A 26,399-nucleotide genomic window follows, 5' to 3' on the forward strand; every position below is an offset into this window, starting at 1 on the left:
ATGAATAAGCGAGGGAACGATGTGATAAAAGAAAGCGAAACGAGTAATGCTACTACGCAGGCAAATCAGGCTATGAGTAAAAGTTTTAATGATTATAGTGAGAGGATGTCTTCCGAGCCTACTTCTGATACAGAAATGGCAAATCAAAAAATTCAGGAACAATTTTATCAAAATGAAGATGATAATCTTTTGCCTTTTCATGTAGATATCAACAATCCTCCTGTAAAGAAATAAAAATAAGTAAAATCCCATCTATCAGCCAGATGGGATTACTTAATAATAATAAAAAAAGTGACTTCAAGTTAGATTTAAATAAGACCTAGTAATAATCCCAAAACGGATTCAACTCCCTCCTTTTTTATCTTATAATCATTACTAACAAGGGGGAGTTAGATGGAACAAGAAAATACTTTAACAAAAATCAAAAACTACGCAAGAAAACTAAAACAAAATTTATTCGTCCTTTATTTATCATATAAAGATCATAGAGTACCTTGGTATGCTAAATTGGTTGCTATTTGTGTAGTTGCTTATGCTTTTAGTCCGATCGATTTAATCCCTGACTTCATTCCTGTGATTGGTTATCTCGACGACTTAATTATTGTTCCACTGGGCATTTCACTGGCACTAAAATTAATACCACCTTACATAATTGAAGAAAACAGAGAAAAGGCTGAAGAAATCAGGAAAAAAGGTAAACCAAAAAACTGGTTTGTTGCTGTACTATTCATTATGATTTGGATTTTACTTGCATTTTGGGTTGGTAAATTATTATTAGGTTTACTTCATTGAAAATAGTTTGTAAATAACATGAAGGGATATGCTTCTTTGCATATCGCTTCTTTAATTAATCTGCCAGTTAGGACAGTAAGAAAACGGGATCAATTTTTTTTGATAAATACATTGACACAAGAAAATTTTGGATATATTATAGATACATCAAGATTATTTGATGAAAGAAAAGATGGTGAGAATATGAAAGATGAATCGAAATTAAACATCGAACTTCAAGACGTATCGATGGACCGAATGTTCGAACAATATGAACAAAAGTTTAAAGCGCTTGCAGACAAAAAAAGACTTCAGATCATGAATCTTTTAACCAAAAACGGCAGCATGTGCGTATGTGACTTATCTCCCTTGATAGATATGGCTCAATCAAAATTGTCCTACCATTTAAAGATTTTATTGGATGCCAACCTAATCAAAAAAGAAACAAAAGGAACATGGAGTTATTACGAGCTGAACCAGGAAGAATTAAACAATTTATTGTCTCATGAGCTTTGCTGTATTTTCAAGCCAACCCACTGCTAATTTTTTCGGGTAAACATCAATTTTTTTTGATTAATACATCAATATAAATTGATTAAGGAGGAACTCAGGATGTTTTTTAATGAATATGAATTCCATAAAATGATAAAACTGCGCCAGGAGGAAACGGAAAGAAAAGCCCACAATGCTTGGAAATACCAGGACACTCAGAAGGAATCATTCCTAGATAAAGTAGTTCGAAAATGGAGTAGTCGCGAGAAATTAATAGTGGTACAGAAAAATTGCGGATGCGCTTGCGAGTGCTAAGTATGGAGTCTCACTATTTATTTTAAATAAAACAATTTGGAGGTAATCAAAATGAAGTATGCACATGTTGGTCTTAATGTTACAAACCTAGAGAAATCAATCGAGTTTTACAGCAAACTATTTGGGGCTGAACCCGTGAAGGTAAAGCCTGATTATGCGAAGTTCTTGCTTGAAACACCAGGATTGAATTTCACCCTTAATCTTCAGGATGAAGTAAGTGGAAATCAGGTGGGACATTTCGGTTTTCAAGTAGAAAGTACAGAAGAAGTTATCGCATATAAGAACAGGCTTGCAGATAACGGCATCCTTTCCCAATACGACGAAATAAACACAACCTGTTGTTATGCTCTTCAAGACAAATTCTGGATTCATGACCCGGATGGAAATGAGTGGGAGTTTTTCTACACAAAAGCAAGTGTAGATATCAACAATGAAAATGCTTCTACATGATGTGTCCCTCAAGCCAATCTTGAAAGCGTCGAGTATTGTTCTACGACTGCTTTAAATAAAAATATATCTAATTGCTGTTCTTAGAGGTAATTTCATTTTACTAAGGGTCTCACCCACGGTTGAGATCCTTTTTAGATAAGGAGGACGATTATGACTGTCAATCATGCAGGTGCATTAAAGAAGGAGTATTTTTTATCTTATCTAAACCTAATTACAATATCGAGAAATTGTTCCTTAGACCAGGCAAAAGAGATTGCCATGGAGCTATTTTTTCATTGCAACACTGACGAATACGGTTTTCAGACGTATCAACGTTTTTTGGATGCTTATCACGAACTGGCATTAAAATAAAAAAGACCACAAAGGTCTTTTTTTAACAGCATCTTCCCGTATTACCGATCATTGAAATCCCTTGACCATTTCCGCTGCGATCAAGGATAAGGTCTTCCGTGTTCGGTTCAATTATAGGGTCGATTGCTACTTTTATGTCATTTATAGTGACGATAAAATCGTCTGCTTCCGGCTCATCCAGAGCCAGTCCAATCCTTGGCTGCCCTCAGCCAAAGCCATCAAAAAAGATGCGAATGTTTTTAGCATTCTCCTCTTTTAGCATTTTTTTGAATTCATCACGAGCTTCGTCAGTGATTTTCATGTCGATTCCCTCCTCTTGCATTGCCTATTTATTTTAATCCACTTCTTAATAATAAAGTAATAAAATTGCTTGATAATTAAAGTCAAGAGAGTTAAAAATCTCCTAGCTATTAAATCCTCTACTCACCAGTTTTAGCAAAACACTTAATGCGATTGCCGATTTCATCGCGGACACGTTGGAAGAATGCCCATTTTTCTTTTTCAGTTCCCTCTGCCTTTGCAGGGTCATCAAATCCCCAGTGCACTCGTTTTACATGTGGAGGAGTTACGGGGCAATGATCTGCTGCATGTCCGCATAGCGTAACAACCAGATCAGCATTGTTTAGAATTTCAGGGTCGATTACATCGGATGTTTGTTTAGAAATATCAATACCAGCTTCCTTCATCGCTTTTACGGCATTGGGGTTTAATCCATGTGCCTCAATGCCAGCACTTTTCACTTCCCACTCACTACCTAAATGCTTTTTTGCCCAACCCTCTGCCATTTGGCTTCTGCATGAGTTACCCGTACATAAGAAATAGATTGTTTTTTTAGACATGATGTATACTCCTTTAATTTTCATGTAGTATTTTATAAATAATTGCCGCACACCCTGCTCCTAAAATCGTTGCGACAATATACATCCATAAATGTTGAGTGGTACCTGATACAATTGCTGGGCCAATAGACCTTGCAGGATTCATGGATGCACCACAAATTGGACCTGCAAACATTGCTTCTAATCCCACCGTAGCACCGATTGCAATTCCTGCGAAGGATTTTACCGCTTTTCCATGAACCGTAGAGCCAAAAATAACCATCATCAAGAAAAAAGTAAGAATAAATTCCAATATAAACGATTGTCCCCATGAACCTCTTGGTAAGGTGGTTCCAAGTGTTGCAACATTTCCAAATAAACACAACAAGGTTGCGCTGGCTGCAATGCCTGCAACGATTTGAATAATGATATAATAAAGTGCTTCTTTCTTACTTATATCTCCGTGAATTAAAAATCCAATCGTAACCGCAGGATTAAAATGGGCACCAGAGAGGTGACCAAACGTAAAAATTAATGCCATAACAACAAGCCCAAATGTAAGGGCGACACCTACATGCGTTAAACTATTTGTAAGATTATCTATTACAACAGCACCGGTTCCAGCAAATATAAGAAAATAGGTTCCTAAAAATTCGCTGATTAACTTTTTTTTCATTCTGTTATTTCCCCTTGAAGATTCAATTACTAACTACCACAACGAAGCGTAGGTTTGCTTGTTTCAATCTGTTTTATTTTTTCTGTCTGAACTGGTACATGCTCTAAAATATTTTCGATAAGTCCGTAAAAATCACTGTGTGAATTCAAGGAATAATAAATCCATTGACCTCTGCGCTCCTCTTTAACGATTCCTAAATCCTTTAATTTCCGCAGATGTTGGCTAATGGAAGGCTGGCTCATATCAAACACTTCTTGAAATTCACACACACAGCAATCTCTGTGTTTTAACATCGCTACCATGGTCAGCCGTGTTTTATCTCCTAATAACTTTAAACCATTCGCAACCCGTTCTAACTCGATTGATAAATTTAACATGTTTTTGTTTCCCCCACACACATTAACATATAGCTATTTACTTATGTATCGTATATCAAGAGTACCTAATCTTCAAGTTATATTATGTAAAGTTATTGTAAAAAAAGAGATAACCAAAAATAGGTTATCTTAACAATTTTTCCATTGCCATAACATCAACAAAATCGCCGTCCAACTTCCCTTGGTTTTGAAATACTCCCACCTCACGGTATCCCATTTTCCTGTATAATCCCTGACCAAGTTGATTAAAGGGAAAAGTGAATAGGACAATTTTGTGGAAATGATTATCTTTTGCCAGTGTTTCAATTTCAGAGAGCAGCTTTTTGCCCAATCCTTTTCCTCTCTGATCTCTTGAAATATAAATGGATAAATCGGCAACCCCGTTATATGCACAGCGGTTACTGTAAGGATTTAAAGAAGCCCAACCCGTAACATTTCCATCTTGTTCAGCCACCAATATCTTATATCGCCCCTGATGCACCTCAAACCATTCTTTTATATAGTGATAGTCCTTTTTTTCCTCCTCTAGTGTGGCGATTCGATCTTCAATCCCCTGATTGAAAATTTCTAAAATGACCAAGATATCTGATTCCTCGGCATTCCTTATAATAAGCTTGTTATTCACTGGTAGTTCCTCTCCTTTAAAAACTTGTCACATTATTGATTTCGACATTTTTTATATTCTGTAAATAGTATCATAATCCTTGTTAAACTATTCACCCCGTGCAATAAAAAAAGCTGCCATTATGACAGCTTGATTTGCAAATCTTGCACCCTTTTGTTGGAGAAGAAATGAATAAATTTTGACTTTATTTTGGCAAATTATTTTTTTCTTCCCAAGCATGCATCAAGTTTTTGTGATATTCCTTTGGTTTTTCAATTAATATCCAATCTATTGAATGTGCAGTTTTGGGCATCCATTTCTTATGGCGAATTCTTATTTTTTCGTGATTTGTATAGTGAGGATAAATGACAGTAGCCTTTGAAAAACTGGATGTACTACTTTTAAAAAACTGAATGTCTTCAATTTCATCCCAATAAACCTTATTTCCTTTTAAATCGACAACAATTCCCTCATCATCCCAAAAAAATTCTTTGCCTTCATTTCTTTTCCGCCAAAGGTAAATCGAAGATCCGATCGTGAAAATAGAACAAGTGAACAACATAATCGACACAATCGGGGCAGCACTAAAAGCCAAGATGCACAATATTCCTAATAATATCCCAGCAACTATAAAAACAAATATTAATAAAACTGATATTCTGTACTTTCGAACTTGTTCCAAAAAATACAACACCTTTGAAAAGTTTAATTTATAACAATTACACTATTTCGATATACCCATCTGTCCCATGCACTCGAATTCGTTGCCCGTCTTTTATCAGTTTCGTAGCATTTTCTACTCCGACAACGGCTGGTAACCCATATTCACGTGCGATTACTGCTCCATGGGTCATCAGTCCACCCACTTCGGTGACAAGACCTTTTATGGATACAAACAATGGTGTCCAGCTAGGGTCTGTATAGGAGGTGACTAATATATCTCCATCTTCTAGATCCGCATCTTCTATATTTAAGATGACACGCGCCCGTCCCTCGATCACTCCGGCAGAAACAGGCAGACCTACAATCGCTTCGGCTGGGAGATTTTCTCGTTTGTACGCACCTGAGAGTGTTTCACCATCCGATGTGATCACACGTGGGGTAGTCAGTTTTTCATATAATTTGTAATCGTCTTTCTGTTTGTTAATGATCTCGTAATCCAGTTTATTTGTACGTACGGCCTCGCGGAATTCTTCAAATGTGAGATAATAGATATCTTCTTTTTCATGAATAACGCTCGCTTTCACGAGTTGTTCAGCTTCCTTCAGTAATGCCTGCTTATAAACGAAGTAGCGATTAATCATGCCGTATTTTGGATATTCACGATAGCCGATGAAATTCCGGATTCGGTCAATCATTCGTTTTGTTTCTTTCGCCTTTTGTTCACCATCCGGTAATTGTTTCAATCGGTCTAATAACTCTTTTTCCTTTTCCAAAGCAACACGCAGCCCTTGCTCGAATTTCCGCTTGCCAGCATTGGGCTCAAAGTTTTTGATGTTACCAACGATCATGGGGACAAGTATACTTGGTTTTTCACTCCAACGTGTTCTCGTCATATCAATTTCACCGGCACATCTCATTCCATATTTGTTGAGAAAAGCATTGAAAGCGTCTCGGGTTTTCCTTCCTCCTTCAAACTGATCCAGTTCATCCAAAAAGTTTTCATCTTTTACATGCTGTAAATAATCAATTACTTCTGGATAAGGACGAATCACATCAGCAACATCCAATAGCGTCAGACCCATTTCCGAAGTGATATTATTTGGTACAGATTGTGAAAGCGTGTCTGCTGCGTTTTTTTCATCTAACCACTCGTTCATTTTTTCATTGATCCATGTTGAAGCATTCATAGCAGCCATAAATGTCGCTGTACTTTGTGGGTCAAATAAAATCTTCTTTAATTCCTTTATATCTTCTAGAATAAAATCAAATAAATCTGATCCTGATTTCGTTTGGATGTTTTGTTTTAGCTCTTCTATCGATGTTTGATTTTTCTTAATCAAATCAGAAACGATAGAGGGATTGTTTTCGAATTGTGCCTGCATATCCGTATTGCCTCTCATGGGCCTCGGTGCTTCATTATCATTTGGTAATATTTTTATAAAATCTCCACGCTCAACAATGTTCATAATTGCGTCTTTCATGAGTGGATCGTGTTGTCCCATCATATTTAATAACATGTTCCTGCTGACAGGTGAAGCAAGTTGATGTGATATATCAACAAACAACCTTCCACCAGCTTTACGCATCGGTGCATTAGTTGTTAATAGGAAAAAAGACAATCCCAATGGCTTGATTGGGTCGGTCATCATTTGTTGATGACCGACAGAGATATACACGTGATTTTCCTGATCGTTTGCTTCAGGGATCGGGAAAATCGTAGTGATTGGCCGGCTCTGGACAATATAAAATGTATCATCATCTAAACACCACTCGATATCTTGTGGGCATCCAAAATGCGCTTCAATCTGTCTTCCGATCCGTGCTAATTGCAAAATTTGTTCCTCAGTAAGTGTTTGCGTCTTTTGCTGATCAGGTTCGATCTGCTGTGTCTCTGTTCCGCCCTCTTTTAGTCCATAAATAGCCAACTTTTTTGTTGCTATCCTCTTATCGACGATTTGATCTTCCTTTACTTTGTAACAATCGGCAGATACCAAGCCAGAGACCAGCGCCTCTCCAAGTCCGAAACTGGCATCGATTGATAGCAGCTTGCGGTTTCCACTAATCGGATCAGCTGTAAATAAAATCCCTGAAGCCTGTGGGAAAACCATTCTTTGGACGATAACTGATAAAAAAACTTGTCTGTGGTCAAATCCATTTTGGATACGGTAGATTACTGCGCGATCCGTAAATAGAGAGGCCCAACATTTTCTGATATGCTCCAAGATGTCTTCTTTTCCGATGATATTCAAGTAAGTGTCTTGTTGACCAGCAAAAGAGGCATGTGGCAAATCTTCAGCGGTCGCACTTGAACGCACGGCATAAGCCTGTTCATCTCCATACATGGAGAGATAGTTAACAACTGATGTCTCCACATCAGAAGGAATTTCAGCTTCCATAATCATTTGCCGAATCTTCCTGCTGATATCTCCAATTTGATCCCGGTCTTCTACTTTTAGCACGGTTAGTTGATACAACAATTCTTGAAACGTTTCGTTATGTTCAATGGCTTTTTGAAATCCCACGGTTGTAACGGCAAATCCTTCTGGTACATGTATTCCGTGAATTTTTGATAATTCCCCTAAATTCAACCCTTTTCCACCAACCAGCATAAGCTGCGTTTTATCCAATTCCTGAAAACCGAGAGCCAAAGAACTCATCCTACATCTCTCCTAACCATTAATGTTCTTTGATTTTACCAGTGCTAAATGAGAATAAACAGTCTATATCGACCATTTTTAATATGGTATAATTAATATAGGAGGAGTACAAAAAAATTCGAGGATTTTTATGAAAATTGATGCCTGTTTCACTCTTCTTTGTTATTCACCCGTCAAAACCGAAATCAAAACTAAAAATGACGTATATTTTAGATAAAAAAAGAGCTCTGACACAATAAAATTGTCAGAGCTTTTTTAATTAATTCGTAGAATTTATTTCATGATGTTGTCTCTTAGAACGAAGGCTTATAAAGATAAATGAAGCGACTAAGAAAATGAAAAGAATGATTCCCACGATTTCGAAATCTAGTTCTGCCCAAGGGTTAAAGAAAGTAAATGCCAGATAGAAGGAAACTCCGTATGATAAGAAGACAATCATCCAACCCATTAGTCTTGAAGCAGCTTGACCGATTTGGCTGGACTGGTTCACCATTTTATATACAATCATGGAATCAATTGTATCTGTAATCATCATGCCAAACATAAAAACTAATCCTAAAAATAAAGGTGTGTATTTACCTGTGTTACTTGCAGCCATGGACCAGACAGCTGTTTGACTTACCGTCTCGGCAGCTAAGGCAAACAAAGCCCCTACTAAAATGATAATAAAGGGATTGGTAGTTCCCTTCGCAACTTTTGGAATAAACTTTCCCTTTAATCCACTTAGTTGAAATTCTTCATTTTTATTTTTAGTGCGTAACAGATTGTAAGTATTTAATGTGCCAATGAGGAATAAAGAAATAATCGATACCCATGATGCAAAATTATCAAAATAAGCTGGGAATGAAAAATTCTTTATCACCATTCCCAAAATCCCAGCCATCACCGCTACGATTCCTCCATGACCAAATGAAAATAACGTACCAACCCAAGGTGCAAATTTACTTCCCATTCTCCAGTTATAACGGGTTTGTCCATCAATAAAGGCCAGATGATCCGCATCTAACCCATGTCGAAGTCCCAATACAAAAACAAGTAAAAACAGTGATACAGTTTCCATTTAAATATTCCTCCTTTTATAAACAAAATACAACATAAAAAATCCTCAACCTTTGACATATTGAGGATTTATAGGTACGTGCAAAAAGACGACAAACTGGCAGAATACAATTGTCGTTCCTTCTTCGTACACCTCTCTCCTTTCCACGAAGGCTGTTTTGGTGTTACAACCTAGGTAGGTCTCCTGGCTTTTGAATCTTCACAATCTATCAATTACTTTAATCAATAGAATTGATATTTTTGACATTTTCAACATTGGAATAATAAAAAGGGGTTTTTTTCAGGTTCTTGAAAAGAAGTGACAAATGCTTTGATAATTGGAAAACAATCTCGTTGCTATTCGGTCTATTTTTGTCTATTAAAATTCCCACCACTGTTCCACTGTGAGCAACAACAATTCCACCTTGAAATGCATGAGCTAATTTTTCCATTTCAAAAAAATAAGGTTTTCTTAATATTTTTTGATTCACACGTGCACTAATCGTTGTTGCCTTAGAGATTAGAGAAAACTCGTTTTTATTGAACCCTTCTCTGACCCAATGATATGCTTCTGAAAATAGATGTTGATCATACCGATCATATGCTTTTGTAAATTGATTAAATTCAATTGTATTTACGGCTCCTCCGAGGTCTATCCCAACTAGGATGAAGGGCGGTAAAATTCCTAATCTTTCAATAAGATCACCGTGTATATAATCATAAGCCACAACATCTTCATACATAACACCATCTGTTGGCTCAATCTTAGCGGCTATTGCAGAAATGATATCTTGCGTTAGGGGGAGAGAGTAACTATGAGCAATTGCTTTCATAGATGCTACAATATCTGCAGAACTACTCGCCATCCCTTTGCCCGTTGGAATATTTGACCGAATATCAAGTTTACCGCCACCATTCAAACCAAACTGATTTAATAACAATTTTCCAGCTTTAATTGCTTTCACCTTTGAATTCACACCTGTTAATTCTGGTGAAGTTGGATCTGGGATAAAGCTTGCCTCACTTCTCAAACTTTGAATTGGAAAAGTTATTAAAAAAGGCCGTTCGTCTATTATTCCTTGAACAAGTTCTCCAAATGTTCCATTACAACTTCCCTTACCTATTTTCATTGTGAAAGCTCCTATTTCAACTACCGTACAATCAACAAAGAATTGATAACTGTTTGGGCACCCTTCATTGGGTAATCCCCCTTCTTGGAAATTCCTTCATTTTTTGATCAATCAAATCAAGCTTTACGTGCGACCTTACATGATCTGCTAACAAATCAAATGCTTCTTCACGCAATTGGTTGAAGGATACACGCTGATGAATCGGCTCCAATCCTTTTCCTTTGCGAATCTGATTCAGCAGTTCCTTACGAAATTCATCATTATGAAAAATCCCATGAAAGTAAGTACCAATGATTCTTTCATCTGCGGTTTTACATCCATCTGATCGTCCTTGTGTATCAATTAGTCCCCGAGATTCTCGGGTTGTCCCCGTAACTCCCATATGGATTTCATAACCTGACACGTTGAAATGTTTGCCGTTAAGATGTAAGAGTCCGTTCGATAACACGGTCGTCTTGTCTTTTGAAATGGTCGTCATGATGGGCAGTAAACGGAGACCTTCGATTTCTTGGTGAAGTGACTCAATGGCAAATGGATCCTCGATTTTTTCACCGAGCATTTGGTAGCCGCCGCAGATCCCAAATAGAACGGATTCGTGCTTTTGCTGCAATTCCACGATTTTCTCGGCGATACCGCTTTTTCTTAAAAACAGCAAATCCTCGATCGTATTCTTACTTCCAGGGAGAATCACTAAATCAGGGCTGTGTAATTGATCTGCTCTTGTTATAAACCGGACATGGCAATCAGGTTCGGCAAAAAAAGGATCGACATCGGTGAAATTGGAGATCTTCGGATACTGAATCACCGCAATATCCAGTTCTTTATCGGTATTTCGTGCCGATGTATATTGATTTAATATCACGGAATCCTCGGCATCGATGTTTAAATTCTCCAAATAAGGAATCACTCCCAGAACCGGTTTTCCTGTATATTCCTCAAACCATGTTAATCCTGATTCGAGGAGCCGGATATCACCGCGGAATTTATTGATGATGACGCCGATGACACGGTCACGGTCATTAGAGTCCATGAGCTGGAGGGTTCCTACTAAACTGGCAAAAACTCCGCCTTTTTCGATATCCCCAATCAATATCACTGGCGCGCCAGCCATTCTTGCGACCCGCATATTGACCATTTCCCTGTCATTCAAATTAATCTCGGCAGGACTCCCTGCCCCTTCAATAACAATCCGTTCATACTTTTCTGACAGAACAGCCAGCGACTCTTTAATAAGCTCAAGACCCGTTTGGAAGAATTCCTTGCGGTACACACTAGCTTCCATATTTTTATACGGTTTTCCATGGACCACAATTTGGGATTGGTTAGCCCGATTCGGCTTAATCAGTATCGGATTCATATCAGTTGTCGCCTGAATCCCTGCCGCTTCGGCCTGGACCCCCTGTGCTCTTCCTATCTCTTTTCCGTCAACTGTTATATAAGAGTTTAACGCCATATTTTGTGATTTAAAAGGTACCGTTTTATATCCGTCCTGGGCGAATATACGGCAAAAGGCCGTCACGACGACACTTTTGCCGACATCAGAATTGGTCCCTTGAAACATCAGTTTAAGAGCTTTCGCCATTTTCTTTGAACTCCTAACATTTCTTGATTTACTTTTCGACCAGCCCAGGGCACGAGCCAAAATCAAAATGAGTATAACAATAGCAGTTGTCTAACCTCTAATTATGGTGATGATGATGTTCATACCCATGTTCTTCCGCATATTTACGGAAATTTTCTAAATCTTGCATTCCAGTCGAAGTACCATTTATGGCCTGATTCATACGTTCTAAAAGTACCGTTCTTAACTTTGGATGATAGCCAAAATACCCAGCAATATCAATTGATACATGCGGATAAGACTCTTTAAACTGTTCGGCCATATTATTCATTCTTTTCATTAAAATACCCGTAAATAAAAAATACGGCAGCATGATGATTTTTTTTGCACCTAATTTAATACAGCGTTCCATTCCATCCTGCACAGTTGGCGTCGTTACCCCCATAAAGGCACTTTCAACGATAGATACATTTAATTTCTCCCACAATAATCTGCTGATTTTATAAAAATCACCATTAGCATATGGATCGCTGCCGCCTCGACCAATTAATAAAATGGCCGTATCCTCATGCTTTTGATTCACATCAAAACCTGCTTCAGTCAGTCTTGTTTTTAAAATTTCAAAGACTTCTTCATGAATACCTATCGTTTGGCCGTAGGTAAATTGAACATCTGGGAAATGCTCTTTAGCATGTTCAATTTCTGCAGGAATGTGCAGTTTAGAGTGTCCTGCATGTAATAAAATGATGGGAATGACATGGATTTCATCCGCACCTTTTTCAACACACAACTGAATCCCATCTTCAATAGTTGGTGATGCAAATTCTAAAAAACATGTTTCAACTAAAAGGGCTGGATCTATGTATTCTGTCATTTGCCCGACAAATTCGCGAACCTCTTTATTCCCTGCCTCCAGCCTGCTGCCATGTCCAACAAATAATACAGCTTTTTTCATCGGTCCATTACCTTTTCTGTATTTTTCAATTCCTTTTATGCGGTCTTCGCTCCGTTTTCGCACACCGTGCTCCATTGAATAAATAATCGCATCTTGTTCAACTGCTTCATGAACAATATCACGAGCAGTTTCTTCATGTTGAACCGAATACCATGTCCCTTTTGGGTAATCAATTACAACGCATTTATCTTTACAGCGGCCGTTACAGCGTGTACGCGATGTATGAATATGCTCATCCAAACGGTTTTTACGGATCTCATCACGAATTTGCTGCGTGACCTCTTCAGCTCCTGCTCCCATACAGGTTGCCCCATTGCAAATGAGTATGTGACGCTGCATTTGCGTTAAATTCCATGTTGTCATAAAGTGACCTCCCCCTCTTCTATCACCTTGTACCCCCTATGTCTCTTTGTATAACAACAGCGCCCCCTATAAAAGTCCATAATAGTAATGCAAAACGAAACTTAGTCATGTAACACCCGAGGCTCCCAACTAATGATCGCTGCATAGAATGGATGACGGTACACATACTGGCCATCCTCCAAAGCAATATAACGTTCGAGTGATGCTTTCACATGTGCCATATCAAACCGGGGTGATAAGATTTTTTTGCTTTGTGCTTCATATAATTGCTGCAATGTATCATAACGATACTCACGCTCCAGCTTCAGCATTTCACAATTTGCATAAATTCCTAACTGATACAGCATATTGACGATGGTAATATAATCACGGCGAGGATATTTAATGTCATAGCCAAACTGCTCATCTAAAATAACGTAATGCGGCTGAATAGGTCCTGTTGTTACGCCAATGATGGCTCGCTTTTTGGCAAGCCTGTTCATTTTTTTCAGCACCGCATTCATTTCATACATACGATAAAAGCAGTTCACCCCAATCACAACATCATGCTGCTTAATTTGCGTTTCTTCCCATTTACTATGAACGAACTGAACATTTGCATCGTTTTCAAAGTATTGTTGTAAATACGCCAGCACACTTTCAGAACCATCCACTAACGTTAAACTTTTGACATCCTGACGGAGTTGGAAGGTATAGTTGCCCCATCCCGGCCCCATTTCAATACAAGATGAATTTTTGGGGATATGCTGTTTCATTTTTTCGTAGATTTTTTTTGCATAGTCATCTGTTTGCATGTATGTTTTTTTCTTCATGGACTGAGCCCAAAATGCTTCTTCTAGCTCATCATCGATCATTCGTTCTGGCATCTTGCCATGCCAGTCTAACATGCCTTCTTTCCACAACTTTTCAAAATCAAATTGTAAAGGGGATTCTTTTATCATTGAATTTTCTCCTCAATCTCGACAACAAAACTGGAAAACCCTTTTCTGGTGAATTGGTTGCCAGTTTGTGATTTACCCATGGCGTACTGAGTGCTTAAAACTCAAGCCCCTTCATCGCTTTAACATCCTGTTCCGCATAATAATGTTTTGTGGCATCAATCGTTGACACTAAATCAGCTAAAGCGAGTAGCGATGGATGTGCAGAACGGCCTGTGATGACAAGGTGCATCGTTTTAGGACGGTTTTGTATGGCCGTTAACACCTCTTGAAATGGCAATACATCATCGATTGGAAATCGTGTGATGGCTAACGCATTATTCAGCTCATCCAGTACTAAAACATCTGTTGTTTCATCATTTAGCTCTTCTTTTACAGTCTCCCAGGCTTTCGCAAGTGCATCACGATGCTCCTCCGGTGTTTTCGTCCATGTAAAACCGATTCCTAATTGCACTGTTTCAACACCAAGTTTTCGCAGGGCAATTTGTTCACCATATGTGCGTTCAGGTGATTTAATAAATTGAAAGTATTTCACCTTCATGCCGCGGCCAATTGCACGTAATGCCACACCAAGTGAAGCAGTTGTTTTTCCTTTGCCTTCTCCTGTATAAACTAACAGCATCCCCTGTCGAACCATGTACAAGCCTCCTTATAGCCACGTTGTTTTTTCTGCAAATGGTGTACGCTTTTTCACGGAAGTGATTTCTTCTGCAGGGTAACCAATGCATAACGTCCCTACTAATTGCTCTCCATCCGATGCACCAATAAAATCATGTAATGCTGTATCATGCACTAAGCCAACACCGCGTGTACGCCAGACCATGCCTAAACCCAGCTGTTCGGCCATTAACCACATCGACATAATCGCACCGCTGACTGCAAAGGTATTATCTTTGGTTGCACCTTCATCTCCTTCAACAATGGCAGATGTCACCACAATGACAAGCGGTGTTTTTGTGATGGCCTCCATTGAGCTTTCCACTAAATGTGGTTTTGTTGGGAAACGTTTTTGTAAAAAATCCAGTGCCACCTGTTCATAACGTTTTAAGCTGTCGCCCTGTAATACATAGAAATGCCAGGGCTCCCGCATACGGTCATTTGGTGCAAACGTTGCTGCTTCTAATAACGTCTCAATTTTTTCACGTTCCACTTCGCGCGTTTCAAATTGGCGAATCGCACGGCGCTTTTTTAATGCATCTAACATAATTCATGCTCCTTTTCTATAAACCAGGCAATTTGATCCCTTACACTAACCACATTGCCAACTAAAATCATGGCTGGATTCGTGATACGATGGATTTGAATATCTTGTGCAATCGTGGAGAGATTGCCTGTAATCGTACGCTGATTTTTGGTTGTGCCCCATTCAATGACGGCAACAGGGGTTGTTTCACTTTTGCCATAGGTTATTAAGCTTTTCGTAATATGCGCGATATTGCCAATGCTCATATAAAAGGCGACCGTATCAATTTGAGCAAGAGCGGACCAATTTAAAAAGTCCTGCTCCTTTTCTGAGCGGCCATGACCTGTAACGATCGCAAAGCTTGCAGCATGATCACGATGTGTCACAGGAATCCCAGCATAAGCAGGCGCGGCAATCCCGGCTGTAATACCAGGCACGATTTCAAAAGGAATATCGGCTTGCCGTAATATTCCGGCTTCTTCTGCACCACGTCCAAAGACAAATGGGTCACCGCCTTTTAAGCGGAGAACTTGCTTGCCAAGATTGGCTTGTTCCACTAGCACACGATGAATTTCATCCTGAATCAGTCCATGTCTGCCAGGTTCTTTTCCACAATAAATCAGCTCGGCGTCTGCTTTCGCATGTTTTAATAATTCAGCATTCACCAGACGGTCATATAAAATCACATCTGCTTGCTGAATGCACTCAAGCCCGCGAATCGTCAATAGTTTTGGGTCACCAGGACCAGCTCCTACAATATATACAAATCCGCTCACCGTTTTTCTCCTATACGCTGCTGCAGCCACGCTTCACATTTTTGATTTTCACCTTGTTCTATCCATTGTATTAACTGTGGATCAAGTAGCTCTGCTAATAGCTGTTTTTTCGCATCGCCCGTAAACACTTGTAAAATTCGCTGACGTGCTTCCTTTAAAAATGAAACATACTGCGCGTAATGCATTCCAAATTGCTCTTCTAAATCCGTCTTTACTTGGCGTGTCAGACCTGGGCTTGCTCCAGACGTCGATACAGTCAATACGAAATCACCACGGCGAACGACTGCTGGATTGATAAAATCAACACGTCCTTTTGCATCCGCACGGCTGAGTAATTGCCAATGTTGTGCCGCTTCTTCCACTGCATTATTTACCTCTTCATCATTTGTAACCGCGAAAATCAGTGCTGCATCATCTAAATCAGCAGGTACAAATGCTTTTTCTTTCCAAGTCACAAGCCCTTCATTGATGTAGTCCTGCAATTTATCGGTAACAGCTGGGCTTATCACTGTCACTAGTGCCTTTGTTGTAAGCAGTGCTTCTACCTTTTGACGTGCTACATGTCCGCCCCCAACAATAACAACCTTTTTATAGTCAATATTCATTAATAGTGGGAAATAATTCATTGTTTATCCTCCAAACATGCTTTCAGCCAATTTTTCACGAGCTGTGGATTCGAAGCAAAATGAAAGTGTGTATAACCAGCAACAATATTTTTATGTAGATAACCTTCCTGCTGAGCACGAAAACGGCCTTTACTAAAATAAGCTGGTGATGCATGCTCCCCCTCATAAGTTGAGTAATGGAACTCATGCCCTTTTGCCTGTTCCTCTTCATTGATTAGAAAATTGCCCGGAACACCTGTAATTTCCCTGTATCCAAGTGCCGCTAATTTATCTTGCATCCGCACACGTCCTGGAATGATCCCAAGCATCGGGAATACCTGTCCTTGACGATCCACAATTTCCTCTGTTAAATACATAAAACCGCCGCATTCCGCTAAGGTTGGCACTCCTCGCTCAAGCGCGGCTCTTAATGATTGCTTCGTTTCCTCATTTTTCGCCAAGCTTTCTGCAAACTCTTCCGGGAAACCGCCACCGATATACAGCCCCTGCGCTTTTTCTGGAACTTCCTCATTTTGTAATGGAGAGAAGTAATGCAATGTGGCACCATATGTACGGAGTAATTCTAGATTTTCTTCATAATAGAAGTTAAAAGCGGCATCCTTTGCAACTGCAATATGTACTTCTTTTCTTTCGGGCTGTGCATCAAAGATAGATTCAGAAACGTCCAATGATTGTGTTTTTGTAATTTCCAGCAGTTGTTCAATATCCACAGTTTCTTCGATTGCCTCTGCAAGACTATCAAAATATGAATCTAAATCACCACGTTCAATGGCTGGTACTAAACCTAGATGACGGCTTGGCATCAGAGGTACGGCTCCTTTTGCCAGATAGCCAATGACAGGAATTCCACATTCTTGTTCAATTGCTGCTTTGACAATTTCAAAATGGCTTTTACTTCCTAATTGATTGGCAATAACACCAACAATATTGGAGCTTTCATCTAACAGTTGAAATCCTCTGACAATCGCAGCCGCACTTCTTGCCATACTTGCTACATTGACAATTAAAATGACGGGACTTTTTGTAATCTCACTAATATGAGCAGCAGATCCTTCATTTGATAATGGGGATTTGCCATCATAAAAGCCCATCACTCCTTCAATTATAGCTGCATCTGCATCTTGGCTCGCTCTTGCGACAATGGCACGGACTGTATCATGGGACATCATGAAACTATCAATATTACGAGAAGGGCGTTTTGTGACAGCTGTATGATACGTTGGGTCAATATAGTCCGGGCCGCATTTAAAGCCTTGGACTGTTAATCCACGCTTCATAAGCGTACGCATGATGCCGATTGTGAATGTTGTTTTTCCAACACCGCTTCCTGTGCCGGCTAGAACAAATCGATTCATCGTACTTCCTCCTCAAAGTTGACACGTGCAATGGATATCGTCACATTTCCGCTTTTCTTTTTCTCAAGCAGTAACTCTTTCGCATTCGCATAGCGCAATGCGGCCGGCTCACTAACTCCATACGCTCCTGTAAATTTAAAGACTGTTTCCGATGGGTTCTGCATTGGAATTTCATTTAGCTGGTCAGGTGTGTAAGTTACAAACGGCCAGTTATGTTTAGCAATTAATTCAAGCAGACCTGTTTCGTTTTTCTTTAAATCGATGGTCGCAACTGCTTTGACACATTTTTTACTTAAACACAGCTCTGCTAATGTTTCATCTATGACTGCTTCAATCTCTGCCATTGACGTACCACGATTACAGCCAATGCCAAGTACAATTGATTTTGGGCGATACATAACTCCGTTTTCGAGCAGGACCTCTTCATGTGCCTCAATTAAACGATCTGTAATAAGCAGTGCTGCTTGTGGCTTTGCCATGATCGCTTCATCTATAGTTGGATAAATTTTTAAATTGTCCGGCATTAAGCGATCGTACATCCACCAATTTTTTTCACCCGTTTCCTGCACGATTGCAACATGCTCTTCATTGACAACCGATGCGCTAACAGGTGTTAATTTTTCTTCACTTTCCCACATCCACCCAAATTGGGCGCCAAATAAATCCACGGGAATCGTTTTTTGAACATCTGACGCTGTTGTAACTACGGGTGCAGCACCAATCGCATGGGCAAACTCATGGGTTAAGGCATTGGCACCGCCAATATGTCCCGATAATACGCTGACGACATACTGGCCTTTATCATCCACCACTAACACGGCAGGATCTTTCTTTTTATCAATCAAAAGCGGAGCAATCATGCGAACAACAGCACCGAGGGAAATGATGCAAATGATTCCTTTATAGTGCTGGAACAGAGCGGGCAATAATAGACGAACCGTACCATCGAATAACTGAATTTGGCGCGACTCTTCGTCCCCCTGTTCGAATTTCTTCATATAATATAGATCCGCATACGGGAATTTTTCCGCGTAGCTTCTTGCATGTGCCACCCCATGTTTTGTAATGGCAACAAGAGCATATGGTTTGCGTTTTTCGATTACAGGAATTTCCCCTTCACGTAAACTAATCATTCCCCTTCACACCTTTGCGGAAGCCATGAGTAAAAGTTTTGTCATAAAGCTTCGAACGATAATTTTTTTCATGGATATGCGGGTCTAATGCCCAGCCTGCTAGAATCATCGCATGCTTGCGAATGCCATTGACACGCATTGCTTCATCTAATTCAGCTAGTGTTGTGCGCACAATTTTTTGGTCAGGCCACGAAGCACGCTGTACAACTGCAACTGGTGTATCGTCTGCCCAGCCTGCTGCCTGCAATTCTTTGGTAATTTTCTTTGTTAATGTTGCACTTAAAAACATGGCAATCGTACAGTGATGGCTTGCCAGTGCCTGTAATTTTTCACGCTCTGGCACAGGTGTACGCCCTTCAGCCCGCGTTAAAATGAGGGTTTGAGTTAAATCAGGAATCGTCAGCTCTGCACCAACTGCTGCTGCAGATGCAAAAACAGAACTTACACCTGGCACCACTTCATAGCTAATATCATGCTGCTTCAATAGAGCCACTTGCTCCATCGTTGCCCCGTACATCGCCGGGTCACCTGTATGTAAACGTACAACCTTTTTGCCTGCATCGACACGCTCGACAATACAATCCACCATTTCTTGAAGATGCATCCCTGCTGTGCGGATAATTTCTGCCGACTCCTTCGCTTCCGCTACTAACGTTTCGCTTACGAGTGAATCAGTATACATCACAACATCCGCATCTTTTAATAGCTTTAAACCTTTCACCGTGATTAAATCCGGATCTCCAGGACCTGCTCCGATAATCCAAATTTTCTTCATTATTTGCGCACCACCATACATGACAAGTAATTTAATTCTGCACCCCGTAGTTCATTAATCTTCCAAATGACCTCTTCATCAGAGGTAACTTTTGTAACGACATGTGCATTTTCTAATAAATTCATTTCCTCTAATAGATCGAGCATTGCGTCTATAACTTTTGCTACTTTGATAAAGACGATCGCATCGTGGTTTTCAATAACACGGCGCATTTCTTCCATATCCTCCGTCGCAGGAATCATGGCGACATGGTCATCACCATCAGCCAATGCAATCCCTAAGCGATTAACAGAACCATTAAACGAAGAAATGCCTGCTACCGTTTCAATCGGAACATCCGGGTACATCGATTTCATTAAGTTCATTAAATGTATAAATGTGCTGAACAGCATCGGATCCCCTTCAGTCACAAAAGCTACATCTTTTCCTTGAGCTAAATAGCTATAAATAGCTTCCACAGATTTTGTCCACTCAGTTCTTAGTGTATCTTCATCTTTAGTCATGGGGAAAACTAAACCAAGCATCTCTTTTTCTGCCGGGTTAATATACACTTCCACAATACGATGGGCATAAGATTTACTGCCCTTTAATTTTTTGGGATAAGCAATGACGGGGCTTTCCTGCAATCTTCGAAATGCTTTTACTGTGATTAATTCTGGATCTCCCGGCCCGACACCTAATCCAAATAAGGTTCCTATTCTCATGATTCTTTTCCTTTCCTTGCTGTCACAATATAGATTGGATTTAACGGTTCAAAACGTGTTAAATTTAAGATTGGCTTACTTTTTGAAATTTGTGCCTGTAATATCGATACTTCACAACCTAATGCTTTTAGATGCTGCATCGCTTCAGCAAGATTTTCGATCGTTGCAATATTCATAACAAGGCGTCCATTAGGCTGTAAGCGTGAAATACATGTTTGCAATAAATGCTCCATATTTCCACCGTTACCGCCAATAAAAATCGCATGCGGATCTGGAAATTCATCCAGACGGTCAGGTGCCTTACCCAGCACTGCAACAAAATCTGTACGATGTTTTAATTGATTTTCCAGGCAATTTTCAAGGTCACCCTCATTTTTTTCAATGGCGTACACGGCACCTTCCCGAGCCATTTTCGCCGCCTCAATTGCAACTGAACCTGTGCAGGTTCCAATATCCCAAACAATGCTATTTTCCTTAAGCCCCAACTCCTGCAGACAAAGAGTCCGAATTTCTCTTTTCGTAATTAATCCTTTATCTGGCTTTCGCTGAAGAAATGCATCATCTGGAATTCCAAGAGAAGAACGTTCCACTACTTCACGCTGTTTTAAAATCACAACATTCAATGGAAAAAAGGAGCTTTGCTCCATTTCGTCCAATGTGAAGCTGCGGCAGCGCTCGTTTTCACCTTGTAGATTTTCAGCAACGAAGGCATCATATTCTGTCATGCCGAATCGCTTTAAATACTGTGCAATTGCCTGCGGAGAATTCGTTTCATCTGTTAAAACAGCAATTTTTTTACGTCCATCAATTCTTTGTGCAAACCCTTTTATGGAACGACCATGCAAACTGACAAGATACGCATCCTGCCAGGTTTCCTGCATTTTAGAAAAAGCGAGCTGTACCGAGCTGGTATAGGGAAAAATTTCTAATGGAAGCTTCTTCGCAAGTACACTGCCAAGTCCATAAAACAGTGGGTCCCCGGACACTAATATAACGACATTTCGTGTTTCTTGTTGTAATTCAGCTGTTAACGCTGACAAACCGCCTTTGATTACTTTTTTCTCTTTTTTAAATTCCGGGAAAAAATGCAAATGACGCTCCCCGCCTACAAGTACATCACATTCATCAACCCACGCTGTATATTGGGGGAGCAATCCTGCAGCGCCATTATCCCCTATACCAATCATCTTCATCCAATTTGTCAATATTCTCAGCCTTTCCTAAACAGTCTCCATTCATGGCATACAAGGTTGTCGACACTTTCATTTCAGTGTCCATATGATTCAGTGCATAGTAGCAGCAGTTTTTGCATAGTGCTGCAAAGAATGCCTCGTTTCCCTGAAGCATATCCCCCACCTGCGAAGCCGTATTCGCCTGTAAAATTTCTCGCTGCGTCTCCTCAGCAACACCCACTTTATTGGCCATTCCTGCTAAAAACTCAAAGCTAATCGGTGCGCTTTTTGAGTGTACCATCATAACGCCTTGAGCAACTTTTGAGAACTTACCCATCATCCCTACTAACGAGACTCTCGGTATCTTCTTCCGCGCAATATTTTTTAACGTAAAACCAACAAAATCGCCCATTTCGATAAATGCTTCTTCTGGTAAATGAGGATACTGCTTCATCGCATATTTTTCACTGCGTCCACCCGTTGTAATGACTAAATGCTCACATCCTGATTCTTTTGCTACATTGATCGCTTGGACGATACTTGCCATATAAGCAGAACTTGAAAATGGAACGACTGTTCCCCGTGTACCTAATATCGAAATTCCGCCGATAATGCCTAACCGCCCATTCAGTGTTTTCTCAGCAATTTCTTCACCATCTGGTACAGAAATGACTACTTCAATTCCGCAATCCAAGTTAAATTTTTCAATTGCTTCTTGTACAACGCCATATATCATTTTTCGTGGTACGGGGTTGATCGCTGCTTGACCAACTGGTACAGGTAGTCCCGCTTTTGTCACTCGCCCTACACCAACCCCGCCATCTAAATGGATGCCTTCTACTTTTGAATAACAAACGGTACTCTGAATTCGTGCTTGATGTGTAGCATCAGGGTCATCCCCGGCATCTTTGATCGTTTCACACATAACCCGGTCATCTAATACTTCAAATGCCGCTACTTTAAATGTTGCATACTGGCCAACCGGTAAATAAATGGTGACTTCATCTGGTACCTTTCCCACGACAAGAGCTTGCAGTGCTGCCTTTGTCATTGCTGTTGCACAGGCTCCTGTCGTATAGCCGTGGCGCATTTGTGAAGGGTCTTTTTTATTTCGTTTCTTTTGCTCGTTCATCCGCCATAATCGAAATGGCATTAAGTGCAGCGACTGTCACTGTACTGCCACCCTTTCTCCCTACATTCGTAATAAATGGAATTCCTTCCAGTACTGCTAACTCCGCCTTCGACTCTGCTGCTGATACGAAGCCAACCGGCATTCCAATAATTAAATCCGGTTTTGCCTCACCTTCCTTAATTAATCGAATTAACTCCAGCAGCGCGGTTGGCGCATTGCCAATGGCATAAATTCCTCCTTCTTGTAAACGAGTTGCTTTTTGCATGGAAATAATAGCCCGGGTTGTTCCTTGAGCCTTTGCTTCCTTTGAGACATCTTCATCCGCAATATAACAATGCAAGTCCCCGCCGTGCTTTTGGAATCGTTTGCGGCCAGACCCACTTTCAATCATTTGTACATCCGCCACTACATGACGGCCCGCTAAAATGGATTGAATCCCTGCTTCAATAGCATCAGGCGTAAAAATCATGCTGCGGCCTAATTCAAAATCTGCTGAAGCGTGAATCACCCGCCGAACAACCAACCATTGTTCATCAGTAAAAGAATGTTCACCCATTTCTTCTTTGATAATGGCGAAACTGTGATCATAAATCTTGTCTGGATCGACCGTTACAGGAATAAATGTTGTATTAAAGTTCATATTTGCCATGAATAAAACCTCCCAATAATTGAGTTACTTCTTCGAATGAAGTACAAAAATTTTCATATTCAATCGCTGGCCGCTTTATTAAAATTACAGGAATCCCTAATTGCAGAGCAGCTGTCATTTTTTCATCTACAGATCCCACTTTGCCGCTTTCTTTCGTAATCATTAAAGTCACATGATATTGCTCACATAGTGCTTTATTTAATGATTCTGAAAATGGTCCTTGGATCGCAATAATGTCCTTTTGTTTGATGCCTAAACTATGACATTTCTCCATGTTCCCTATATTCGGAAGCATTCGGCAAATTAGCCGAATTTCATCACGCATTAAATATTTCGTAAATATTTCCAACGTTTTGCTGCCTGTAGTCAGCATGATCGTACCTTGATGAGATTGAGCTAATTTAGCTGCTTCTTCATAACTTTCAACTTCTGTGATTAGTGGAGAAATAAACTGTTCTTCTGGCCTTTCATAACGAATATAGGGAATATCACATGCTTGTGCTGCTGCCATTGCGGTTTTCGACGCTTCTTCCGCATATGGATGGCTGGCATCGATAACACAGGTCATCTTTTGCTTCTGAATAAGCGCCATCATGTCATCAACGGATAACCGACCTACTTGATATGGAATATGGTGGGCATTTAAACTTTCGGCTGCAGATTCTGTGACAACTGTTGCTAATAAAGGATAGCCTTGATTTTGCAATTGAATGGCTAATGCTCTGGCATCACTTGTGCCTGCTAAAAATAAAATCATGTGTTCCTCCTAATCTCCACATGGTGCCGGCTCGACTTCAATTTTGGAGCTCATATCCTGATAGTTAAAATACTGAATTTTTTTCACTCTTTTAAAATATTTAAAAAGGCGTTCATTTGGATGGGCATTTTGTTTGTACTCTTCTATAATCTTCGTTAATAATGGCAGCAGCTCATCTGGTTCAATTCCTTCTGCTACTGGCTGAGCAGCATGAGCTGTACGGCCAACCGGCTTTGCGCCAATAAATAAATCAAATCTTTTCTGGCGGTAAACGATCCCGATATCATCGAATACTGCCCGATAACAGGCCATACCACAGCCGTTGAAACCAATATGTAATTCTTTTGGAAGCTTTAAGCCCCCCAATTTTGATGCTATTTCTTCAGCATATGGAATCGATTCTGCTTTTTCCCCGTAGCAAAAATCACAAGCTTTTACATTTAAAACATCGCCCATAGGCATGACAATTAATTGATTTTGTTCAAGTTTTTCAACAACCGATTCTGGCTGATCTGTTGGAATCTTTACTAAAAATCGATGATCCGGTGTATATTCCATGGTGCCTGTCTCTCCAATGGTTTCTGCCAATACGCGCATTTGCTCATGCGTAATAAATTTATTAGCAATACCAGGTGAAACAGCAAATTCAAATATATTTTCGATCGGCTGCTGAACTAAATACGGATGTTCTATTTCCGATTTAGTCACCATGGATAAAGCCTTTAAGGCCAAATCTAATGAACTGGCTTCTTGTTTTTTTCTTTCAATTTGTTCATATCCAGCTTGCGCTTCCCCTGTTTCTTGATTTAATGCCCATGGTTCGGCTTCTTTTTTCAAACGCTGATGCGGTTTTAAACTTTGCTTTTCTTCACCTAGCGTATATTTACGCTGATATCCTCGAGGGGTAATGATTTTATTGTCATAAAAAAAGGTAGAAGAATTCCCGATAATAACCGTTGTCAGCATTCCGATATCATGTTCAAGCATTTCAGACAGTGTTGTCAGCACTACATTTTGATTTTCACGATAAGCACTTTTCACAAGTCCCACCGGTGTTTCAGGCGAACGATATTTTAATAGAATATTTTGCGCCTCTACAATTTGCCGTGTCCGCCTGCCGCTTTTCGGATTATATAAAGCTATAACGAAATCCGCCATCGCAGCTGCTTCTATGCGCTTTTCAATTACAGTCCAAGGTGTCAAATGATCACTTAGACTGATCGTGCAGGAATCGTGCATGACGGGCGCACCCAATAAACTCGCACAAGAATTAATGGCTGAAATACCTGGAACAATTTCAACCGCAATTCCTTCTTTTTCAGTCCAGCCCTTCTCAATCAGCACTTCATACACTAATCCAGCCATACCATAAACGCCTGAATCTCCGCTGGAAATGACTGAAACAATATGGCCTGCTTCAGCTTTCTTAACTGCATCCTGAGCACGTGAAACTTCTTCTGTCATACCCGTACTGACAATGGATGTTGCTGATACGTAAGGTTCAATTAGCTCCACGTATGTCTTATAGCCAATAATACAATCACTTTGCTGCAATGCATCTACAGCCCGATTAGTAATATGCTCACGATCACCGGGACCAAAGCCAACAACAAAAATTTTCCCCTTTTTCATAGACTTACCTCCAAATAAAAAATGCCTGCACTCCTTTTAAAAGGAATACAGGCATGTGAAATGACAGTATAAAAAAAACATACTGAAACACAAAAACAATAGTTAGTATTGTCTCGCCTATACTTCTCCCTCCGAAAAGCAAGTGTCGTTTAAATAAGCAGGTTTCCTGACTTAAGCTTCATTTTACTCTTGCACCTTCCCGATTTCTCAGTGGTATAGCAATTTCATCAGCTTTTACAGTAGCGGGGGCTGTACTAGACTTTCACTAGTTTCCCTATTACCTCACAAATGTGAGCACTTATTTAAAGTGATTATTAAATTTTTTTTAAATATACCATATAATCTC

29 protein-coding genes and 1 riboswitch are annotated in these 26,399 nt (G+C 39.9%); of the genes, 5 read left to right on the plus strand and 24 right to left on the minus strand.

Annotation, left to right across the window (positions count from 1 at the left end; all coding sequences use genetic code 11):
* From FS608_RS17305 to FS608_RS17325, 5 genes are all read left to right on the plus strand, one after another.
* The gene (locus tag FS608_RS17305; protein WP_144553252.1) at positions 1-234 is read left to right on the plus strand and encodes a hypothetical protein; all 234 of its coding nucleotides are present in this window, start codon (positions 1-3) and stop codon (positions 232-234) included.
* A 159-nt stretch (positions 235-393) separates the two neighbouring features.
* Complete coding sequence (locus tag FS608_RS17310; protein ID WP_144553254.1) at positions 394-792, plus strand: YkvA family protein; 399 nt, start codon at positions 394-396, stop codon at positions 790-792.
* Between the two features lie 228 nt (positions 793-1,020).
* Positions 1,021-1,314 carry an ArsR/SmtB family transcription factor gene (locus FS608_RS17315; protein WP_144553496.1) on the plus strand — a complete coding sequence of 98 codons (294 nt, stop codon included), beginning with the start codon at positions 1,021-1,023 and terminating at the stop codon, positions 1,312-1,314.
* Between the two features lie 315 nt (positions 1,315-1,629).
* Complete coding sequence (locus tag FS608_RS17320; RefSeq protein WP_144553256.1) at positions 1,630-2,028, plus strand: ArsI/CadI family heavy metal resistance metalloenzyme; 399 nt, start codon at positions 1,630-1,632, stop codon at positions 2,026-2,028.
* A 150-nt stretch (positions 2,029-2,178) separates the two neighbouring features.
* Positions 2,179-2,379 carry a hypothetical protein gene (locus tag FS608_RS17325; RefSeq protein WP_144553258.1) on the plus strand — a complete coding sequence of 67 codons (201 nt, stop codon included), beginning with the start codon at positions 2,179-2,181 and terminating at the stop codon, positions 2,377-2,379.
* 419 nt (positions 2,380-2,798) lie between these two features.
* Here FS608_RS17325 and arsC read toward each other — a convergent pair whose 3' ends face one another.
* The 24 genes from arsC to cobJ all read right to left on the minus strand — a co-directional run bounded on the left by arsC (position 2,799) and on the right by cobJ (position 26,053).
* Positions 2,799-3,218, minus strand: coding sequence for an arsenate reductase (thioredoxin) (arsC, locus tag FS608_RS17330; protein WP_144553260.1), 420 nt, complete (start codon positions 3,216-3,218; stop codon positions 2,799-2,801).
* A 13-nt stretch (positions 3,219-3,231) separates the two neighbouring features.
* Entirely contained in the window at positions 3,232-3,873 is a 642-nt protein-coding gene (locus tag FS608_RS17335; protein ID WP_144553262.1) for an MIP/aquaporin family protein, read from the minus strand.
* 29 nt (positions 3,874-3,902) lie between these two features.
* A complete protein-coding gene (locus FS608_RS17340) occupies positions 3,903-4,250 on the minus strand; it encodes an ArsR/SmtB family transcription factor (RefSeq protein WP_144553264.1) in 348 nt (115 codons plus the stop codon).
* 124 nt (positions 4,251-4,374) lie between these two features.
* Entirely contained in the window at positions 4,375-4,875 is a 501-nt protein-coding gene (locus tag FS608_RS17345; protein ID WP_144553266.1) for an arsinothricin resistance N-acetyltransferase ArsN1 family A, read from the minus strand.
* Between the two features lie 184 nt (positions 4,876-5,059).
* On the minus strand, positions 5,060-5,536 hold the full coding sequence (locus FS608_RS31340) for a hypothetical protein (protein ID WP_260871726.1): 477 nt from the start codon (positions 5,534-5,536) through the stop codon (positions 5,060-5,062).
* 37 nt (positions 5,537-5,573) lie between these two features.
* Positions 5,574-8,174, minus strand: coding sequence for a phosphoenolpyruvate synthase (ppsA, locus tag FS608_RS17355; protein ID WP_144553269.1), 2,601 nt, complete (start codon positions 8,172-8,174; stop codon positions 5,574-5,576).
* 259 nt (positions 8,175-8,433) lie between these two features.
* Entirely contained in the window at positions 8,434-9,234 is an 801-nt protein-coding gene (locus FS608_RS17360; protein WP_144553271.1) for a HoxN/HupN/NixA family nickel/cobalt transporter, read from the minus strand.
* A 217-nt stretch (positions 9,235-9,451) separates the two neighbouring features.
* On the minus strand, positions 9,452-10,342 hold the full coding sequence (locus FS608_RS17365) for a GHMP family kinase ATP-binding protein (RefSeq protein WP_144553273.1): 891 nt from the start codon (positions 10,340-10,342) through the stop codon (positions 9,452-9,454).
* 64 nt (positions 10,343-10,406) lie between these two features.
* Positions 10,407-11,924 carry a cobyric acid synthase gene (locus FS608_RS17370; RefSeq protein WP_144553275.1) on the minus strand — a complete coding sequence of 506 codons (1,518 nt, stop codon included), beginning with the start codon at positions 11,922-11,924 and terminating at the stop codon, positions 10,407-10,409.
* 97 nt (positions 11,925-12,021) lie between these two features.
* Positions 12,022-13,221, minus strand: a complete 1,200-nt coding sequence (locus tag FS608_RS17375) for a CbiX/SirB N-terminal domain-containing protein (RefSeq protein ID WP_144553278.1) — start codon at positions 13,219-13,221, stop codon at positions 12,022-12,024.
* Between the two features lie 101 nt (positions 13,222-13,322).
* Complete coding sequence (locus FS608_RS17380; protein WP_144553280.1) at positions 13,323-14,162, minus strand: methyltransferase domain-containing protein; 840 nt, start codon at positions 14,160-14,162, stop codon at positions 13,323-13,325.
* Between the two features lie 94 nt (positions 14,163-14,256).
* Positions 14,257-14,796, minus strand: coding sequence for a cob(I)yrinic acid a,c-diamide adenosyltransferase (locus tag FS608_RS17385; RefSeq protein WP_144553282.1), 540 nt, complete (start codon positions 14,794-14,796; stop codon positions 14,257-14,259).
* A gap of 12 nt (positions 14,797-14,808) precedes the next feature.
* A complete protein-coding gene (locus tag FS608_RS17390; protein WP_144553284.1) occupies positions 14,809-15,363 on the minus strand; it encodes a nitroreductase family protein in 555 nt (184 codons plus the stop codon).
* The gene (gene cobA / locus FS608_RS17395) at positions 15,357-16,118 is read right to left on the minus strand and encodes a uroporphyrinogen-III C-methyltransferase (protein ID WP_144553286.1); all 762 of its coding nucleotides are present in this window, start codon (positions 16,116-16,118) and stop codon (positions 15,357-15,359) included. The genes FS608_RS17390 and cobA overlap by 7 nt, the downstream gene beginning before the upstream one ends.
* Positions 16,115-16,744: a precorrin-2 dehydrogenase/sirohydrochlorin ferrochelatase family protein gene (locus FS608_RS17400; RefSeq protein WP_144553288.1), complete on the minus strand. Its 630-nt coding sequence runs from the start codon at positions 16,742-16,744 to the stop codon at positions 16,115-16,117. Before FS608_RS17400 ends, cobA begins: the two co-directional genes overlap by 4 nt.
* On the minus strand, positions 16,741-18,099 hold the full coding sequence (locus FS608_RS17405) for a cobyrinic acid a,c-diamide synthase CobB (protein ID WP_144553290.1): 1,359 nt from the start codon (positions 18,097-18,099) through the stop codon (positions 16,741-16,743). The genes FS608_RS17400 and FS608_RS17405 overlap by 4 nt, the downstream gene beginning before the upstream one ends.
* A complete protein-coding gene (locus FS608_RS17410) occupies positions 18,096-19,232 on the minus strand; it encodes a cobalt-precorrin 5A hydrolase (RefSeq protein ID WP_144553292.1) in 1,137 nt (378 codons plus the stop codon). The genes FS608_RS17405 and FS608_RS17410 overlap by 4 nt, the downstream gene beginning before the upstream one ends.
* Positions 19,225-20,007 (minus strand): precorrin-4 C(11)-methyltransferase, encoded by a 783-nt coding sequence (gene cobM / locus FS608_RS17415; protein WP_144553294.1) that lies wholly within the window; start codon positions 20,005-20,007, stop codon positions 19,225-19,227. Before cobM ends, FS608_RS17410 begins: the two co-directional genes overlap by 8 nt.
* Positions 20,007-20,711: a precorrin-2 C(20)-methyltransferase gene (cobI, locus tag FS608_RS17420; RefSeq protein WP_144553296.1), complete on the minus strand. Its 705-nt coding sequence runs from the start codon at positions 20,709-20,711 to the stop codon at positions 20,007-20,009. Before cobI ends, cobM begins: the two co-directional genes overlap by 1 nt.
* The gene (gene cbiE, locus FS608_RS17425; protein ID WP_144553501.1) at positions 20,708-21,904 is read right to left on the minus strand and encodes a precorrin-6y C5,15-methyltransferase (decarboxylating) subunit CbiE; all 1,197 of its coding nucleotides are present in this window, start codon (positions 21,902-21,904) and stop codon (positions 20,708-20,710) included. Before cbiE ends, cobI begins: the two co-directional genes overlap by 4 nt.
* Positions 21,879-23,015, minus strand: coding sequence for a cobalt-precorrin-5B (C(1))-methyltransferase (locus tag FS608_RS17430; RefSeq protein ID WP_144553298.1), 1,137 nt, complete (start codon positions 23,013-23,015; stop codon positions 21,879-21,881). Before FS608_RS17430 ends, cbiE begins: the two co-directional genes overlap by 26 nt.
* A complete protein-coding gene (locus FS608_RS17435) occupies positions 22,990-23,664 on the minus strand; it encodes a precorrin-8X methylmutase (RefSeq protein WP_144553300.1) in 675 nt (224 codons plus the stop codon). Before FS608_RS17435 ends, FS608_RS17430 begins: the two co-directional genes overlap by 26 nt.
* Complete coding sequence (cobK, locus tag FS608_RS17440; RefSeq protein ID WP_144553302.1) at positions 23,645-24,421, minus strand: precorrin-6A reductase; 777 nt, start codon at positions 24,419-24,421, stop codon at positions 23,645-23,647. The genes FS608_RS17435 and cobK overlap by 20 nt, the downstream gene beginning before the upstream one ends.
* Before the next feature lie 9 nt (positions 24,422-24,430).
* A complete protein-coding gene (gene cobJ / locus FS608_RS17445) occupies positions 24,431-26,053 on the minus strand; it encodes a precorrin-3B C(17)-methyltransferase (RefSeq protein ID WP_144553304.1) in 1,623 nt (540 codons plus the stop codon).
* Positions 26,054-26,192: 139 nt separating this feature from the next.
* A riboswitch (cobalamin riboswitch) is annotated at positions 26,193-26,370 on the minus strand.
* Between the last annotated feature and the right edge of the window lie 29 nt (positions 26,371-26,399).

This window comes from Bacillus sp. X1(2014) (assembly GCF_007678255.1).

Coding starts and splice junctions, on each gene's coding strand:
- FS608_RS17430 (WP_144553298.1), bottom strand. CDS start 23,015: ATGAACGAGCAAAAGAAACGAAATAAAAAAGACCCTTCACAAATGCGC.
- cbiE (WP_144553501.1), bottom strand. CDS start 21,904: ATGAAGATGATTGGTATAGGGGATAATGGCGCTGCAGGATTGCTCCCC.
- FS608_RS17325 (WP_144553258.1), top strand. CDS start 2,179: ATGACTGTCAATCATGCAGGTGCATTAAAGAAGGAGTATTTTTTATCT.
- FS608_RS17360 (WP_144553271.1), bottom strand. CDS start 9,234: ATGGAAACTGTATCACTGTTTTTACTTGTTTTTGTATTGGGACTTCGA.
- FS608_RS17410 (WP_144553292.1), bottom strand. CDS start 19,232: ATGATTAGTTTACGTGAAGGGGAAATTCCTGTAATCGAAAAACGCAAA.
- FS608_RS17385 (WP_144553282.1), bottom strand. CDS start 14,796: ATGGTTCGACAGGGGATGCTGTTAGTTTATACAGGAGAAGGCAAAGGA.
- cobJ (WP_144553304.1), bottom strand. CDS start 26,053: ATGAAAAAGGGGAAAATTTTTGTTGTTGGCTTTGGTCCCGGTGATCGT.
- FS608_RS17335 (WP_144553262.1), bottom strand. CDS start 3,873: ATGAAAAAAAAGTTAATCAGCGAATTTTTAGGAACCTATTTTCTTATA.
- FS608_RS17340 (WP_144553264.1), bottom strand. CDS start 4,250: ATGTTAAATTTATCAATCGAGTTAGAACGGGTTGCGAATGGTTTAAAG.
- FS608_RS17375 (WP_144553278.1), bottom strand. CDS start 13,221: ATGACAACATGGAATTTAACGCAAATGCAGCGTCACATACTCATTTGC.
- FS608_RS17435 (WP_144553300.1), bottom strand. CDS start 23,664: ATGGCAAATATGAACTTTAATACAACATTTATTCCTGTAACGGTCGAT.
- FS608_RS17320 (WP_144553256.1), top strand. CDS start 1,630: ATGAAGTATGCACATGTTGGTCTTAATGTTACAAACCTAGAGAAATCA.
- FS608_RS17315 (WP_144553496.1), top strand. CDS start 1,021: ATGGACCGAATGTTCGAACAATATGAACAAAAGTTTAAAGCGCTTGCA.
- cobK (WP_144553302.1), bottom strand. CDS start 24,421: ATGATTTTATTTTTAGCAGGCACAAGTGATGCCAGAGCATTAGCCATT.
- FS608_RS17305 (WP_144553252.1), top strand. CDS start 1: ATGAATAAGCGAGGGAACGATGTGATAAAAGAAAGCGAAACGAGTAAT.
- FS608_RS17365 (WP_144553273.1), bottom strand. CDS start 10,342: ATGAAAATAGGTAAGGGAAGTTGTAATGGAACATTTGGAGAACTTGTT.
- FS608_RS17380 (WP_144553280.1), bottom strand. CDS start 14,162: ATGATAAAAGAATCCCCTTTACAATTTGATTTTGAAAAGTTGTGGAAA.
- FS608_RS17405 (WP_144553290.1), bottom strand. CDS start 18,099: ATGAATCGATTTGTTCTAGCCGGCACAGGAAGCGGTGTTGGAAAAACA.
- FS608_RS17370 (WP_144553275.1), bottom strand. CDS start 11,924: ATGGCGAAAGCTCTTAAACTGATGTTTCAAGGGACCAATTCTGATGTC.
- ppsA (WP_144553269.1), bottom strand. CDS start 8,174: ATGAGTTCTTTGGCTCTCGGTTTTCAGGAATTGGATAAAACGCAGCTT.
- cobI (WP_144553296.1), bottom strand. CDS start 20,711: ATGAGAATAGGAACCTTATTTGGATTAGGTGTCGGGCCGGGAGATCCA.
- FS608_RS17390 (WP_144553284.1), bottom strand. CDS start 15,363: ATGTTAGATGCATTAAAAAAGCGCCGTGCGATTCGCCAATTTGAAACG.
- cobM (WP_144553294.1), bottom strand. CDS start 20,007: ATGAAGAAAATTTGGATTATCGGAGCAGGTCCTGGAGATCCGGATTTA.
- FS608_RS17400 (WP_144553288.1), bottom strand. CDS start 16,744: ATGAATTATTTCCCACTATTAATGAATATTGACTATAAAAAGGTTGTT.
- FS608_RS17310 (WP_144553254.1), top strand. CDS start 394: ATGGAACAAGAAAATACTTTAACAAAAATCAAAAACTACGCAAGAAAA.
- arsC (WP_144553260.1), bottom strand. CDS start 3,218: ATGTCTAAAAAAACAATCTATTTCTTATGTACGGGTAACTCATGCAGA.